General features: G+C 68.2%; 12 protein-coding genes. 6 read left to right on the forward strand and 6 right to left on the reverse strand.

The genetic code is table 11. The features are described 5' to 3' along the window. Positions 1 to 371: 371 nt before the first annotated feature. The gene (locus ABIC70_RS13535) at positions 372 to 2,831 is read left to right on the forward strand and encodes a methyl-accepting chemotaxis protein (protein ID WP_354439911.1); all 2,460 of its coding nucleotides are present in this window, start codon (positions 372 to 374) and stop codon (positions 2,829 to 2,831) included. Between the two features lie 110 nt (positions 2,832 to 2,941). Here ABIC70_RS13535 and ABIC70_RS13540 read toward each other — a convergent pair whose 3' ends face one another. Both ABIC70_RS13540 and ABIC70_RS13545 read right to left on the reverse strand, forming a co-directional pair. After that, positions 2,942 to 4,384 carry an acetamidase/formamidase family protein gene (locus ABIC70_RS13540; RefSeq protein ID WP_043350875.1) on the reverse strand — a complete coding sequence of 481 codons (1,443 nt, stop codon included), beginning with the start codon at positions 4,382 to 4,384 and terminating at the stop codon, positions 2,942 to 2,944. Between the two features lie 82 nt (positions 4,385 to 4,466). Further along, positions 4,467 to 6,797, reverse strand: a complete 2,331-nt coding sequence (locus tag ABIC70_RS13545) for an NADP-dependent malic enzyme (protein WP_043383701.1) — start codon at positions 6,795 to 6,797, stop codon at positions 4,467 to 4,469. A 78-nt stretch (positions 6,798 to 6,875) separates the two neighbouring features. On the opposite strand from ABIC70_RS13545, the gene ABIC70_RS13550 reads away from it, so the two are divergent. Both ABIC70_RS13550 and ABIC70_RS13555 read left to right on the forward strand, forming a co-directional pair. Then, positions 6,876 to 7,526 (forward strand): CatB-related O-acetyltransferase, encoded by a 651-nt coding sequence (locus ABIC70_RS13550; protein ID WP_051044887.1) that lies wholly within the window; start codon positions 6,876 to 6,878, stop codon positions 7,524 to 7,526. Further along, positions 7,523 to 7,774: a DUF3297 family protein gene (locus tag ABIC70_RS13555; RefSeq protein ID WP_043353490.1), complete on the forward strand. Its 252-nt coding sequence runs from the start codon at positions 7,523 to 7,525 to the stop codon at positions 7,772 to 7,774. Before ABIC70_RS13550 ends, ABIC70_RS13555 begins: the two co-directional genes overlap by 4 nt. Here the strand turns inward: ABIC70_RS13555 and ABIC70_RS13560 are convergent. Genes ABIC70_RS13560 through aspS form a run of 4 tightly spaced genes read right to left on the reverse strand, consistent with a single transcriptional unit; the run spans position 7,744 to position 11,897 of the window. Continuing rightward, a complete protein-coding gene (locus ABIC70_RS13560) occupies positions 7,744 to 8,076 on the reverse strand; it encodes a type II toxin-antitoxin system HicA family toxin (RefSeq protein ID WP_043755601.1) in 333 nt (110 codons plus the stop codon). The two genes, ABIC70_RS13555 and ABIC70_RS13560, sit on opposite strands and share 31 nt — an antisense overlap. Then, positions 8,073 to 9,149, reverse strand: coding sequence for an acyltransferase family protein (locus ABIC70_RS13565; protein WP_354439912.1), 1,077 nt, complete (start codon positions 9,147 to 9,149; stop codon positions 8,073 to 8,075). Before ABIC70_RS13565 ends, ABIC70_RS13560 begins: the two co-directional genes overlap by 4 nt. Continuing rightward, positions 9,146 to 10,018 (reverse strand): glycosyltransferase family 2 protein, encoded by an 873-nt coding sequence (locus ABIC70_RS13570; RefSeq protein ID WP_053608682.1) that lies wholly within the window; start codon positions 10,016 to 10,018, stop codon positions 9,146 to 9,148. The genes ABIC70_RS13565 and ABIC70_RS13570 overlap by 4 nt, the downstream gene beginning before the upstream one ends. A 34-nt stretch (positions 10,019 to 10,052) precedes the next feature. Then, positions 10,053 to 11,897 (reverse strand): aspartate--tRNA ligase, encoded by a 1,845-nt coding sequence (aspS, locus tag ABIC70_RS13575; RefSeq protein ID WP_354439913.1) that lies wholly within the window; start codon positions 11,895 to 11,897, stop codon positions 10,053 to 10,055. A gap of 144 nt (positions 11,898 to 12,041) precedes the next feature. On the opposite strand from aspS, the gene ABIC70_RS13580 reads away from it, so the two are divergent. From ABIC70_RS13580 to ABIC70_RS13590, 3 genes are all read left to right on the forward strand, one after another. Then, the gene (locus tag ABIC70_RS13580; protein ID WP_354439914.1) at positions 12,042 to 12,440 is read left to right on the forward strand and encodes a hypothetical protein; all 399 of its coding nucleotides are present in this window, start codon (positions 12,042 to 12,044) and stop codon (positions 12,438 to 12,440) included. Positions 12,441 to 12,535: 95 nt separating this feature from the next. Then, complete coding sequence (gene rnd, locus ABIC70_RS13585) at positions 12,536 to 13,723, forward strand: ribonuclease D (protein ID WP_043383710.1); 1,188 nt, start codon at positions 12,536 to 12,538, stop codon at positions 13,721 to 13,723. A 110-nt stretch (positions 13,724 to 13,833) separates the two neighbouring features. Next, the gene (locus tag ABIC70_RS13590; protein ID WP_053608684.1) at positions 13,834 to 14,121 is read left to right on the forward strand and encodes a hypothetical protein; all 288 of its coding nucleotides are present in this window, start codon (positions 13,834 to 13,836) and stop codon (positions 14,119 to 14,121) included. Positions 14,122 to 14,737 lie beyond the last annotated feature (616 nt).

A 14,737-nucleotide genomic window follows, 5' to 3' on the forward strand; every position in this document is an offset into this window, starting at 1 on the left:
GCCTCGCAGGCAGCAGTTCCGAAGACAGGCAGACCGGCGCAGGCCGGTTCTCGGACGCGATGGGCATTCCCCCTGAGAACGAGCACGACACAGCGAAGCATTTCGCTAGATATCGGATCTCTTGAGATTTCATTTTTTCGTTTTCAATTTCGAATGGGCCAGAATTACTCATAAGCCAACTCAATAACAGTTTTTACTATCGATACGACCTTGTCAAACCAAGGATGATTCATTTTTAGCGCGTGCAATCGGCAGATTCTTCCGCTAAGAGGCTGGAATAAATTTCTCCCAGAACGATCTTGGAATAAATCGGCATGAATTTGCTCGGCAGATTTTCAATCAGAGCAATAATGCTCACGATCATAATTGTAATGGCCGTTATGCTGCTGGGATATTCGGGAGACAATCTGGTCTCTGCGCACCTGACGGCGCAGCAGGCCCGGGAAGCCGTCAGTCTGTCCCGCGCGAGCCGGCACCTGCTCAAGACGATTCTTCCAGTACGGCTCGAACGGGGCTCCTCTCTTACTCTCGGCGGTGAGGACGTCGCCGACAATGACAGCCTCGCCGCCATCGCCACGAACCGCGAGGCGATGATCACAAACCTCAAGGTCGTCCTGGACCTGCTGCGGGACCAGAACGTGCCCGCCGTGACTGCAACGCTCAACCGTCTCCATGCGGCTCAGGAGGCCGTGAACGCGCTCCGTCCCCGCGTGGATGCCGCCCTGCGTGTCCCGAAGGCGCAGCGAGACCCCACGCTGCTGCCGATGGTCCTCACCGCCTTTCAGGAACTTCTCGACGCGCTGACGGCGACCACGGACGCCGTGGATGCGGCGATCCCGCGATCCGACGCGATCCTGCAGCGCTATCTCGTCCTCAAGCGGTCCGCCTGGACGACCCGCGTCGCGATCGGGAACGTCGCCCTGCGGGTCCAGACATCGTTGGCCGCCGGAACCTCTTGGTCGCTTCCCGAGACGGTGGCCGCGGCCGAGGAGCGGGCTCAGGTCCGGACAGCCTGGCTGAACACGAGCGAGGCTGCCGCCGACCTGTCGGAGACCGCGCGCGCGGCGTTCGAGAAGGCCAAGCACAACAATTTCGAGGGTGAGGCCGCCGCCGGGGCCAAAACGATCTTCGATGCCCTGAGCCAGCAGCGGCCCGCGCCCTACACGTTCCAGCAAGTGCGGCGACGGAATACCGCCGAGCAGATGACCATCGTCAATCTCGCCGATTCGGCCCTGGACGAGATGGTCGCCCGCGCCGAGACCCTTTCGGACTTGGCGCGCCACGGTGTTCTGCGCAACGCCGCGGCCCTCCTGGCGGCCGCGCTGCTCGTCGTCCTGGGGCTCATCGCCCTGGTCGGCGGCGTGCTGCGGCCACTCCGGATCGTCGCCGGCGCGATGCGGTCGCTGACTGCCGGCGAAACGGCAGTCGATCTTCCCGTGGCCGCGTATCGGAACGAGTTCGCCCCGATCATGGCGGCCGTGCAAGCGTTCCGGGACAACCTGACCCGCACCCGCGATTTGGAGGTCGAGGCCGAGCGGGCGCGCCTGGATGCCGATGACCAGCGGCGGGAGAGCCTGCGCCAGATGGCCCAGCGCTTCGAGCAGGCGGTCGGCGGCATGATCGGCCAGGTCGGGACGTCAGCCTCCGCACTGCAGGTGACGGCGCAGACGATGACCGCGACCGCCACGCAGACGGCCGGACAATCGGCAACGGTCGCGGCCGCCGCCGAGCGGGCGTCCAAGAACGTCAACACCGTCGCGGTCGCCGCCGAGGAACTGGGTGCATCCGTGCAGGAGATCGGGCGTCAGGCCGATGGTTCGGCGGAGCTCGCGCAGGTGGCTGCGGCCGAGGCCGATCGGACCGCGGCGCGCGTGCGAGAGTTGAGCAGCGCCGTGGACAAAATCGGCGACGTCGTGGGGCTCATCTCATCGATCGCCGAGCAGACCAATCTGCTGGCCCTCAACGCCACGATCGAGGCCGCCCGCGCCGGCGCCGCCGGTCGGGGCTTCGCGGTCGTGGCCTCCGAGGTCAAGGCACTGGCTGAGCAGACGGCCAAGGCCACGGCGGAAATCTCCGGCCAGATCGCGGCGGTCCAGGCGTCCACCGGTCAGGCGGTCGAAGCCATCGGGGCGATTACCGCCCGGATCCAAGAGATCAACGGCGTGGCGACCTCGATCGCGGCGGCCGTGGAGGAGCAGGGCGCGGCGACCCAGGAGATCGTGCGCAACGTCGGGCAAGCCGCCGTCGGAACCGGGGAGGTCACCAGCAATATCACCGGCGTCGCTCAGGCGGCGGAGAGCACCGGACAGGCCGCGAGTCAGGTTCTCGATGCGGCCTCCGTCCTGTCGAATCAGTCCGAGCACCTGACCGCCGAGGTCGGACGATTCCTGGCCAGCGTCCGCGTGTCCTACGCCGTTTCGGCCGCGCAGGTCAGGCTGGTGCAGGACAGCTTCGCGAAGGTGCAATCGCTGGGCGACACCGCCTCGGACTTGTTCTACGGGCGCCTCTTCGAGACCGCCCCCCAGGTCCGCTCGCTCTTCCCGAACGATATGAGCGCGCAGAAGCGGAAGCTGATGGCCATGCTGGCCCTGACGGTGGCGAACCTGGATAAGCCGGAAGCTCTGGTCGCGACGGTGCGCGACCTCGGGGATCGGCACGTCGGCTACGGCGCCCTGCAGGCTCATTACGAGCCCGTCGGCGCCGCGCTGCTGTGGACCCTGGAACAGGGTCTGGGCTCGGACTTCACGCCGGAGATCCGACAGGCATGGTCCGAGACTTATCGGGTCATCACCGGCCTGATGACCATGGCCGGAACCGCGAAGGCCGCATGAGCCGGTTTCCCTGCGCAGGCTCGATCGACATCGGCCTCTCCACGCGCATGATCGCCCGGAGATGACCTGGAGGAGCGCGACGCCGTCCGTGACCGGGGCGTCGCCGCATCTCAGGCGACCCGATCGGAGAAGATCGCCTTCTTGACCACGGCGTGGACGCCCCAATTGCCGTCCACGACCTGCGTGATCCCGAAATCGACCGCCACCGACATCAGCGAGATGGCCTCGTCCTCGGTGAGCCCCTTCGCGTGCATCAGGAACTGGCGCATCTTCCGGAAGGCGTCGCGCATGGCGAGGTCGATGGAGGATTTCTGAAAGATCGCAGTCTGTGCGTCCGGGCCGAGATCGCGCAGGTAGTTCGGGTAGCTGAAGCCCGACAGTACCCAGTCTTCCCGGGTTTCGATCATCGGGAAATCGAGGGCTTCGAGCGGCGTTCCGGGCAGGTCGGCCTTCTTGTGCAGGATGAACTGAAAGGTGCCGGTGAGCGAGCACTCAATCGCGGTGCCGCACAATTCGGAATCGCCCTGGCTGGCATGGGGGTCCCCCACAGAGAACAGGGCGCCCGGCACCGCCACAGGAAAGTACAGCGTCGCGCCCTTGCCGATCCGCCAATTGTCGATGTTGCCGCCGGTATAGCTCGGCGGGATCGTGTTGACCCGGTCGGCCTCGGCCGGCGCGACGCCCATGGTGCCGAAGTGCGGACGGATCGGTACCCGGATGCCCTTGAGGACCTCGTAGGTTTTCTGCGTCTTGGAATGATCGACCGGCAGGCCGGGATAGTCGATGGTCGGGTGGGAGACGCCGAACGGATCGGTGACCCCGGGCCAGCGGAAGCTGTAGACCGCCCGGGCCCAGTCGCGCTCGCCGGTGGCGTCGACCTCGTAGATCGTGACGACCTCGCGCGGTTTATCGCCGGTGATCAGGTCGTTGTAATGATAGCCCCACCAGGCTGCCGCGTTGCTGCCGAAGGCGAGACCCTTGTATTTGGGATTGGCGCAGGGGCGGGGCGCCACGTCGAGGATCCGCACTTCCAACACGTCGCCGGGCTCGGCGCCGCGCATCGCCACCGGGCCGGTGCAGATATGGACGCCCTGACCGCCGCCGGGGCCGATCTTCGCGTCGAGGGCGCCGGCACCACGGGGCGAGACGCCCATCTTATCCTTGGTCCAGAGATAGACGCTCTCGGCGCCCGGATCGCCCTGGATCATCCGCTCGGCATCGTCGCTCGCCTGATGGGTGAGCGTCTCGATGGTGACGAAGTCCCCTGAGCCGATCTCGACCTTCGGCTTGAGGCTGCGGCTGAAGAAACCCCAATGGACGGTCTCGGCATTGGCCGGCAGGTGATAATGCGCGGTGGCGGCGATCTTGGCCCCGCTCGCCTGGGCCAGGGCCGGGCTCACCAGCGAGGGGCCGCCCGCCGCGAAGGCCGCGGCGGCGCCGGTCGCCGCGAAGCTGCTCTTCAGGAACGCGCGCCGTTCCGGTTCCAGATCCCGCCGGAACCGGCGGCGATGCTCCTCGAAGGCGTGGCAGGTTGGATCGTCGCCCGCGCACATAGCGTCTTCTCCCGATGGTTTCGTAACCGCGGGAGCGGTAAGCAAATCGACGGCCACGCTCGCGGCCGTCGACCGGCGTTCCTCATTCGGAGATCATGCCGACGCCGCTCTCTTCGACCCTGGCCGAAACGGCCTCGTCCGCCTGAGCCTCGACGACGGCCGCAGCCGTGACGTTGACGATGCCGCGCGCGGTCACCGAGGGCGTCAGGATGTGGGCGGGCTTGGCCGGCCCGATCAGCAGGGGGCCGACCGGCAGGGCATCCGCCAGCACCTTGGCGAATTGGAACGCGATGTTGGCCGCGTCGAGATTCGGGAAGATCAGCACATTGGCCGCGCCCTTCAGCCGCGACCCCGGAAGCACGCGCTCCCGGACCATCTCGCTCAGCGCCGAATCCGCCTGCATCTCGCCGTCGACCTGAAGCTCCGGGTCGCGCCGCTGCAGGAGCGCGAGGGCGTCGCGCATCTTCATCGCGGAGGGCGAATCCGACTGGCCGAAATCGGAATGGCTCAGGAGCGCGATCTTCGGGGTCATCCCGAAGCGGCTGACATGGCTGGCGCAGGCCTGCGCCACGTCGGCGATCTCCTCGGCGGTGGGGTTCTGGCGGACATGGGTGTCGGCCAGGAAGTAGGCGCCGTTATGGGTCACCACGAGGCTCATCGCCGCGCATTGCTCCACGCCCGGCGCGAGCCCGATCACGTCGCGGATGATGCGCAGCCGGGTCTCGAACCGGCCCTCCAGGCCGCAGATCAGCGCGTCGGCCTCGCCCCGGCGCACCGCGATGGCGCCGATCACGGTGTTGTTGGTGCGCACCAGGGTGCGGGCCGCGTCCGGCGTGATGCCGCGCCGGCCCGCGACCTCGAGATAGGTCTGCACGTAGGCGCGGTAGCGGGGATCGTCCTCGGGATCGATCAGCTCGAAGTCGCGGCCGTGCTCGATCGACAGGCCGAAGCGCTTCAGCCGGGTCTCGACCACCCGCGGACGGCCGACCAGGATCGGCCGCGCGACCTTGTCCTCGACGATCGCCTGGACGGCGCGGAGCACCCGCTCGTCCTCGCCCTCGGCGTAGATCACGCGCTTGGGCTCGACCTTCGCCTTCGAGAAGAGCGGCTTCATGATCAGGCCGGACCGGTGCACGAACCGGTCGAGGCTGTCGACATAGGCATCGAAATCCGCGAGCGGCCGGCCGGCCACGCCCGAATCCATCGCCGCCTTGGCGACCGCCGGGGCGATGCGCAGGATCAGCCGCGGGTCGAAGGGGCTCGGGATCAGGGATTTCGGCCCGAACGGCCGGGCCTCGCCGCCATAGGCGCGGGCGACCACATCGGAGGTGGTCTCGTGGGCCAGACCCGCGATCGCCTTCACGGCGGCCTTCTTCATCTCCTCGTTGATCTTGTGGGCGCCGACATCCAGCGCGCCGCGGAAGATGTAGGGGAAGCAGAGGACGTTGTTGACCTGGTTCGGGAAATCCGACCGGCCGGTGCAGATCATCGCGTCCGGCCGCTCCTTCTCGGCCAGATCCGGCATGATTTCCGGATAGGGATTGGCGAGCGCCATGATCAGCGGCTTCTCGGCCATCTCCTTCAGGTATTCGGGCTTCAGCACGCCGCCGGCCGAGAGGCCGATGAACACGTCGGCACCCGGGATCACCTCGGCGAGCGTGCGCTTGTCGGTCTCCTGGGCGTAGATGTCCTTCCAGCGGTCCATCAGCTCCGGGCGGCCCTTGTAGACCACGCCCTTGATGTCGGTGACCGTGATGTTCTCGCGGGTCGCGCCGAGCGAGACGAGCAGGTTCAGGCAGGCCAGGGCCGCCGCGCCCGCGCCGGAGGTGACGATCCGGACGTCCGACAGGTTCTTGCCGGCGAGTTCCAGGCCGTTGAGGACGGCGGCCGCCACGATGATCGCGGTGCCGTGCTGGTCGTCGTGGAAGACCGGGATGTTCATCCGGGCCCGGCACTGCTCCTCGACCTCGAAGCACTCGGGGGCCTTGATGTCCTCGAGGTTGATGCCGCCGAAGGTCGGCTCAAGGGCACAGACCACATCGACGAGCTTGGACACGTCCTTCTGGTCGACCTCGATGTCGAAGACGTCGATGCCGGCGAATTTCTTGAACAGGACGGCCTTGCCCTCCATCACGGGCTTCGAGGCGAGCGGACCGATATCGCCCAGGCCCAGCACGGCCGTGCCGTTGGAGAGCACCGCCACGAGGTTCTGGCGGATCGTGAGGGTCGCGGCCTCCTGGGGATCGTCGTGGATCGCCATGCAGGCGGCGGCGACGCCCGGAGAATAGGCCAGGGCGAGGTCGCGCTGGTTGCCCAGCGGCTTGGTTGCCTGGATCTCCAGCTTCCCGGGCTTGGGCAGGCGGTGGTAGACGAGCGCCCCGGCCTTGAGGTCCTCGGACATGTTATCGGCCATCGCCCACGCTCCCGCTCACCTTTTTCACCGAGGACGACGCGGTCGCGCCTCGCACGGGCTCGCGTCTTGACCGGTCTGTTGCACCGGCTGCGCAGGGGGCGCAACCCGCACAACGAGACGCGGCTCCACCTCGCCAAACTGGCGAGGACCTACGGCTTCTCCATAGGCGCCTATTCGTATGGGCGTCCAAAAGTCCGCTTCCCGGAGAGCGGGCGGCGGCTGACGATCGGCCGGTATTGTTCCATCGCCGACAAGGTCGAGATCCTTCTCGGGGGCGACCATCGGCTCGACTGGGCGTCGACCTATCCATTTGCGGCCATGCGCGGGCTGTTCCCGGATGCCCGGGCGCCCGAGGATTACCATGCCTCCCGGGGCGACGTGGTGATCGGGCACGATGTCTGGCTCGGGTCCGGCTGCATGATCCTGTCCGGCGTCACGGTCGGGCACGGGGCCGTGGTGGCGGCAAGGGCCGTCGTGACGCGCGACGTGCCGCCCTACGCCATCGTGGCGGGCAACCCGGCGCGGGTGGTGCGGCACCGGTTCGACGCGGCCACGGTGGCGGCGCTCGTGGCGGCGGCGTGGTGGGATCGGCCGCACGACACGGTCACCCGGCTGGTGCCGCTGCTGCAGAGCGGCCGGATCGCGGATCTGCTCGCGGCGTTGCGCGTCAGCGCGGATTCCCGTACCGGCGGGGCCCAAATCGACGACGACCCGAGACCTGGACGATGACCGACACGCCTCCCGACCGCCTCGCCGCCAACCCCAACAGCCCGTTCTACGACGAGAAGGCGCTGGAGCGCGGAGTCGGCGTCCGATTCAAAGGGGTCGAGAAGACCAACGTCGAGGAATATTGCGTGAGTGAGGGCTGGGTCCGGCTCTCGGCCGGCAAGACCCTCGACCGGGCCGGCAACCCGATGACCGTGAAGCTGAAGGGTACGGTGGAGCCTTATTTCCGGGACCCGTCCGCGGAGGCCTGATCGCCCTTCCTGGCAAGAGCGCCCTGGAAGTTGCGCACGGCCTCTGCGACGAGAATCCGAAGTCGCTCCGGGGAGCGCGGTCCGTCGATGATGAGGCTTGCGAGAATATCGGTGCGGCGGGACCGTTGCTTGGCAGTGCGCGGGTGGTTCGACACGCGCAGGTGCCACGGGCCATCGGGCCGCTTCAGATACAGGCTGTCGCCGCGTTCGTTCCGGGCGACGACCGTGAAGCCGTTGGCCTCCAGCATCCGCGCCGCGAGGGCCAGCGCCTTCAGCGGCGAGAGCGGCCCGTCGGCGCTCACGATCCGGCGGGCTCGATCGTGCCGAGGCGACGCCGACCCAGCGCCCGCACCTTGAGCGCCAGGGCCGGCCGCTCGATTCCGTACCAGGACACGGCGGCGACCGGTACGGTCAGGGCGAGGGCGGGGGCCAGCAATGCGGCTCCCGAGACGTCCGGCCACAGGGCATGCAGGCTCTGCTGGATCGGCCAGCCGTAGAGATAGATCCCGTAGGACAGGTCGGCCGGCGGATCGAACGGTCCACGCGCCAACGGGCCGAGGGCGAGCCAGACCACGCCGTAAGCCTCGGCCAGGAACAGCAGGGCCGGATAGGCCGGTGTCCGCGCGAGGACCAACGCGCCGAAGGCCAGGCAGGCGAGGGCGGCGGCCGAGACCCGCAGGCGGGCGCGCCACAGATAGAGCCCGGCCCCGGCCGCGAAGATCATCGGCAGGCGCAGTGCCGTCTCGGTGCCCTTGGGCAGGTCGAGGCCCCGCAGGGCGCCCATGACGACCAGCGCCAGCGCCAGGCCCACGACAATGATCAGGGCCGACCAGCGCCGCCGGAGCAGACCGCACAGGGCGGCAACGAGAACGCCGAGATAGCACAGCACCTCGTATTTCAGCGTCCAGACCGTTCCGAGGGGCGCCCGGTACGGGTTGCTCTCGAAGACGCCGGGGAGGGCGGCGTTGCTCTTGAAGGTCGTCAGCGTCCCACGGATGAACGACCACAGGCCGGGGTCGCCCAGATACGCGGAGACGGGCAGGCGGGTCATGGCCGCGCCGAGCCCCAGCGATACGACCAGCGTCGCCGCCACGAGTCCCGGCAGGATCCGCAGGGTCCGGGCGATGGCGTAGTCGCGGATGCCGCGGCGGTCGCAGCTCATGGTGACGAGGAAACCCGACACGGCGAAGAAGCCGTTCACCGCGTGCTCCCCGAGCGTGTAGCCGGTCAGACGGGCGAGAGGCTCGTCGCCGGCCGCGCCGGTCGCGACGCTGAACCCGTGGGACACGACGACCGCCAGGGCCAGCATCAGCCGCAGGCCGGTGAAGCCGTTGCGCTGGGCTTCGAGTGCGGCCGCGATCGTCGAGGCGCTCATTCGGTCAGGCCCTCTTGGGCCAGGGCGTCGCGGCCGCGCAGGAAGGCGAGGGCGCCCGCGGCCGAGCCGCCGTAGCGCTCCATGCCCGACCGGCGCAGAACCAGCGCCGACAGCAGCGCCTTCGGGACGTTGGTCATCAGGGTGGCGCGGCTCGGGTCGGGAAGGCCGTACTTGCGGCTGACATAGGCGCGCGACCAAGCCTGATGCCAGCGCGATCGGAACACGCGGCCCGGCTCCGGCGCCGAGGACCGGCCGCGACCGTGCAGCGCTTCGGCACCGTGGACGTGGATCAGCGCTCGGCCGCGATCGGCGACGCGCCGGCAGAGATCATCGTCCTCGTAGAACAGGAAGATGTTCTCGTCGAAGCCGCCGAGATCCAGGAACAGGGCGCGCGGCATCATCAGGCAGGCCCCGGAGAGGAACGGTGCGCAGGCATCGCCCTGGGGCAGCGCGGGCCGGCCGCCGGGATTGGCGAGATAGGGCGCCAGCAGCGAGCGTGCCTGGAAGAAGAAGCGCCCATCGGATTCGACGAGGCGCGGGGCCAGAAGGCCCGCATCGGGCCACATCCGGGCGGCCTCCAGCAGGGCATCCACCGCCCCCGGACGCAGGACCACGTCCGGGTTGACGATCAGGATGTGCTCCGCCGTCTCGGCGGCCCGGACGCCCCGGTTGTTGGCGCGGCCGTAGCCCTCGTTGCGGGCGTTGCGGATCACCTGCGCGCCGGCGGCTTCCGCGACCGCCGCGGAGGCGTCGCGGCTGGCATTGTCGACCACGATCGCCGGGACGTGCTGACCGGCGAGCGCGGCGAGGCAGCCGGGCAGCACCGCGGCGCTGTCGTGGGCGACGACGATCGCGACGAGGCTCGGCACCGCGCGGCCGGTCCGCGGCCGGTCTAAGCGGACCTCAGGCCTTCTTCTCGGGCAGGTTGAGGCGGATGTGCAGCTCGCGCAGCTGCTTCGGGGTCGCCTCCGAGGGCGCGCCCATCATCAGGTCCTCGGCGCGCTGGTTCATCGGGAACAGCACCACCTCGCGGATGTTCGGCTCGTTGCACAGGAGCATGACGATGCGGTCCACACCCGGCGCGATGCCGCCGTGCGGCGGGGCGCCCATGCGGAGCGCATTCAGCATGCCGCCGAACTTCTGCTCCAGCACCTCGTGGCCGTAGCCGGCGATGGCGAAGGCCTTCTCCATCACGTCCGGGCGATGGTTGCGGATCGCGCCCGAGGACAGCTCAACGCCGTTGCAGACGATGTCGTACTGGAACGCCTTGATCCCGAGGATCCGCTTGGTGTTCGCGCCGTTCTCATCCTCGCTGGCGAGGGCTTCGAGGTCGAGCGCCAGGAACTCCTCCCGCTCGATGTTCGGCATCGAGAACGGGTTGTGGGAGAAGTCGATCCGCTTCTCTTCCTCGCTCCACTCGTACATCGGGAAGTCGGTGATCCAGCAGAACGCGTACTGGTCCTTGTCGCAGAGGCCCAGCTCGTCGCCGATGCGGATGCGCGCCTTGCCGGCAAGGCCGGCAGCCTTGGCCTCGGGACCGGCGGAGAAGAACACCGCGTCGCCGGCCTTCGCGCCCGCCCGCTCGGCGATCAGCGCCTGAACCTCGGCCGGGATGAACTTGGCGATCGGCCCCTTGCCGGAGAGCTGACCGTTCTCCTCCTCGAACACGACGTAGCCGAGGCCCGGCGCGCCCTCGGAGCGGGCCCAGTCGTTGAGCCTGTCGAAGAACGAGCGCGACTGCGCCGCCGCGCCAGTCGCCGGAATCGCCCGGACCGCGCCGCCGGAGGCGATCACGCCCTTGAACGCCTTGAACGCCACGTCATCGCGGGCGAACAGGTCGGTGACGTCGGCGATGATCAGCGGGTTGCGCAGGTCCGGCTTGTCGACACCGTATTTCAGCATCGAATCCGCGTAGGTGATGCGCGGGAATTCCTTCGTGACGCGCTTGCCGTCGGCGAACTCCTCGAACACCCCGCGAAGGACCGGCTCCACCGCCTGGAACACGTCCTCCTGGGTGACGAAGCTCATCTCGATGTCGAGCTGGTAGAACTCGCCCGGCGAGCGGTCGGCCCGGGCGTCCTCGTCGCGGAAGCAGGGCGCGATCTGGAAATAGCGGTCGAAGCCCGCGATCATCGTCAGCTGCTTGAACTGCTGCGGCGCCTGCGGGAGGGCGTAGAACTTGCCGGGATGGACCCGCGACGGCACGAGGTAGTCGCGGGCGCCCTCGGGCGAGGAGGCGGTCAGGATCGGGGTCTGGAACTCGAAGAAGCCGCCGTCGCGCATCCGGCGGCGGAGCGAATCGATGATCGCGCCACGCTTCATGATGTTGGCGTGGAGCTTCTCCCGACGCAGGTCGAGGAAGCGGTACCGCAGCCGCGTCTCCTCGGGGTATTCGAGGTCTCCGAAGACCGGCAGGGGCAGCTCGCCCGCCGGGCCGAGCACCTCGAGGTCGTCGATGTAGACCTCGACCGCGCCGGTCGGCAGCTCGGCATTCTCGGTGCCGGCCGGGCGCGTGCGGACGCGGCCGTCGATCCGCACGACCCATTCCGAGCGCACCGCCTCGGCGGCCTTGAAGGCCGGGGAATCGGAATCGATCACGCACTGCGTCAGGCCGTAATGGTCCCGCAGATCCACGAACAGCACGCCCCCGTGGTCGCGGATGCGGTGGCACCAGCCGGAGAGGCGGACACTCTGCCCGACGTCGGACGGGCGGAGCGCCCCGCAGGTGTGGGAACGGTAACGGTGCATGATGGGCTTCTTCTGAGGGAAGGCCGGCACCATTCACGCAAGGCCCCCCAAGTCAAGCGCGCGGCAAGCAGGACCGCTCCGAAAGCCGCGCCGCAATCGCCGTGCGGCCTACCGGGCGGACCCTCGAATCCCCATATGATGTTCATGAAAGAAAACGTTTTTTTCGCGCCGGAGCGACCCGCGAGGCCCGCGCCTGGAAGCGCTCCTGTCGGGTGGCGGACCCTGCCCCTCGCAGGCCATTTCAGCCTCGTCTACGAGGACGCGGCCGGCGCCTGGAGCAACCGCTCCCTCGACGCGCGCGAGCTGAGGCTCGGTCCGGGCCGGACACTGCTCGGCGGCATCGACGCGCGACGCGGCGGCTATCGCGGGTTCCGGGTCGACCGGATCCGCCGGCTCGTCGATGGGGCGACCGGTGAGCGTATCGAGACCGGGATCCTCGACCGTCTGCTCGGGCGCGCGGAGGCGCAGCGACGGGCCGACGCCCTGCGGATCCGCCGGCAGACGCGGCTGCGCCGAAAGGCGGCTGTGGGGTCTCCGGCGTGACGAACGTCGCGCGGCGGTAACGGAACGCGCGCGAAAGATGGGGACCCGAGCGGGTGCGTCTCCCCATGTCGGCTGCGGTTGCGTATAGCCGATGCATGGACCTGATCACCACCACTGACGCGCTGCGCCAGATCTGCACACGTCTCGCCGAGCAACCCTTCGTGACCGTCGACACGGAGTTCATGCGCGAGACGACGTACTATCCGAAACTCTGCCTGATCCAGATGGCGGCCCCGGACGGCACAGGCGTCCTGGTCGATCCGCTGGCGCCGGGAATCGACCTCGAACCCTTCATCGCGCTCATGGCCGACGAGCGTACGGTCAAGGTGTTCCACTCCGCCCGTCAGGATCTGGAGATCATCTGGCTGATCGGCGGGATTCTGCCGCATCCGTTCTTCGATACGCAGGTCGCCGCCATGGTCTGCGGCTACGGCGATTCCGTCTCGTACGAGCAGCTCGTCAACGACGTCGCCAAGGCCAAGATCGACAAGTCTTCGCGGTTCACCGACTGGTCGCGGCGACCGCTCTCCGAGGCGCAGTTGAGCTACGCGCTGTCGGACGTCACCCACCTCGTGAGGATCTACGAGGTTCTCGTGGCCGAGCTGCTGCGCACCGACCGGGGCGCGTGGCTCGACGAGGAGATGGCGGTGCTGACCTCGCCCGAGACGTACCGTGCCGATCCCGCCCAGGCGTGGCGGCGGCTCTCCGGGCGGATGCGCAAGCCGCGGGAAATCGCCGTGCTGATGGAAGTGGCCGCGTGGCGCGAGAGCGAGGCGCAGGCGCGCAACGTTCCGCGCGGGCGGATCCTGAAGGACGAAGCGGTCATCGATATCGCATCCGCGGCGCCTCGGAACGCCGAGGCGCTCGGGCGGCTGCGGACGATCCCGGCGGGCTTCGAGCGGTCCCGGACCGGGGCCGACATCGTCGCTGCCGTGGAGCGCGGCCTCGCTCGCGACACCAGCGCCGTCCGGATGCCCGAGCGGGTGCGGCGGAGCGGGGGCAACGGGGCCATCGTCGAGTTGCTGAAGGTGCTGCTCAAAGCGGTCTGCGAGACGGAGGGCGTCGCGCCCAAGATCATCGCGACGGTCGACGACCTGGAGGCGATCGCCGATGACGATACCGCCGAGGTTCCGGCCCTCCAGGGCTGGCGCCGGACCCTGTTCGGGGACAAGGCCCTGGCTCTGAAGCAGGGACGTCTGGCGCTCTCCGTCGAGGCCGGCCGCATCGTGGTGCGCCCGCCCCAGGGGGACACCGCGCCGGACGGCGTCGAGCGGGCCGGATGACAGCGCCGAGCCTGCAACGGGACAAATGACGCGCTCGGGCGTGACTCGCAGAAGGGCCGGGATTAAATGGCAATCGGATTGCCGCTTAGTCCCGCCCTTGCGCCCCGCGTATGTTCGAATCCAACGAGATCCTGAAGACGCTGACGGGGCGCGGTCTCGTATCGGCGGAGGGCTGTGAACCGGCCCGCGTCCGCTACCGGCTCGTGGTCGAGCGGCGCGAAGGCGGCATCGTCGCGTACGGCAACCTCTACGGCAGTTCAGCAGGCCTCCGGCCGATATGGCTCGAACCGGATGCCCAGCTCAGGCTCTCCAATGGCCGCCGGCTCAACATCTCCGTGACGGATCTGGTCGGCGACGTCGCCGAGTTCGAGAGCACGGGACCGGTCGGCGGGCTCTGACGCCCCGTCCAACACAGCACACCTGACAATCAGGCCCCCCGGCGGCATCGGCCCGGCCGAAAACCGATCGTTCCGGACCCGGGACGATTCGGCAATTTGTCGCGCCTGACGCCGGCTGCGACGGACCGGATCCGCGAAAAATTCGGATGCGGCGACTGGGCGCAGACATGCAAACCGGGAAAATTCGGCAATGAACGGGCTTCGGACCATTCTGCAGTGCAGTTGACTCGCCGAAGTCCCGCGCGTTCGTTTCGACCCGCCATGCGGCCAGACCAAGCGGGCGGCGCATGCAGACACCCAGCAAAGCTTGTTCGTTTGCAAGATCCGCATGGGAGGCGCCGACGTCTCCGTCAGTTCTGCCTCAAAGAACGGCAAGCTCCTTGTGCATCGCAGCATTTCTTTTCGCAAACGCATGACATCGACCGTGCCTTTGTCATGCGAAGAGAAGCTTTCACCGTGTGACCACAGCCCTCGAACGGCGAGTTGACGGCGCTCAAAAATCTCTTAAGGTCCGTTCAAGCCTCGGTTTCGAGGGAGCCGCCTCAGGGATGGCGGTTCCTGGCTAGGGGATCAGTAGATCTCCTCGAAGTCCACTATGCCCGCTACCGAGGCGTCC

This window comes from Methylobacterium sp. 1973 (assembly GCF_040545035.1).
In the GTDB taxonomy this organism is placed as follows: Bacteria; Pseudomonadota; Alphaproteobacteria; order Rhizobiales; family Beijerinckiaceae; genus Methylobacterium; species Methylobacterium fujisawaense.

Excerpts from the sequence above, each read along its gene's own strand:
- ABIC70_RS13540 (WP_043350875.1), bottom strand. The coding sequence starts at position 4,384 with ATGTGCGCGGGCGACGATCCAACCTGCCACGCCTTCGAGGAGCATCGC.
- ABIC70_RS13555 (WP_043353490.1), top strand. The coding sequence starts at position 7,523 with ATGACCGACACGCCTCCCGACCGCCTCGCCGCCAACCCCAACAGCCCG.
- ABIC70_RS13590 (WP_053608684.1), top strand. The coding sequence starts at position 13,834 with ATGTTCGAATCCAACGAGATCCTGAAGACGCTGACGGGGCGCGGTCTC.
- ABIC70_RS13565 (WP_354439912.1), bottom strand. The coding sequence starts at position 9,149 with ATGAGCGCCTCGACGATCGCGGCCGCACTCGAAGCCCAGCGCAACGGC.
- aspS (WP_354439913.1), bottom strand. The coding sequence starts at position 11,897 with ATGCACCGTTACCGTTCCCACACCTGCGGGGCGCTCCGCCCGTCCGAC.
- rnd (WP_043383710.1), top strand. The coding sequence starts at position 12,536 with ATGGACCTGATCACCACCACTGACGCGCTGCGCCAGATCTGCACACGT.
- ABIC70_RS13545 (WP_043383701.1), bottom strand. The coding sequence starts at position 6,797 with ATGGCCGATAACATGTCCGAGGACCTCAAGGCCGGGGCGCTCGTCTAC.
- ABIC70_RS13535 (WP_354439911.1), top strand. The coding sequence starts at position 372 with ATGGCCGTTATGCTGCTGGGATATTCGGGAGACAATCTGGTCTCTGCG.
- ABIC70_RS13580 (WP_354439914.1), top strand. The coding sequence starts at position 12,042 with ATGAAAGAAAACGTTTTTTTCGCGCCGGAGCGACCCGCGAGGCCCGCG.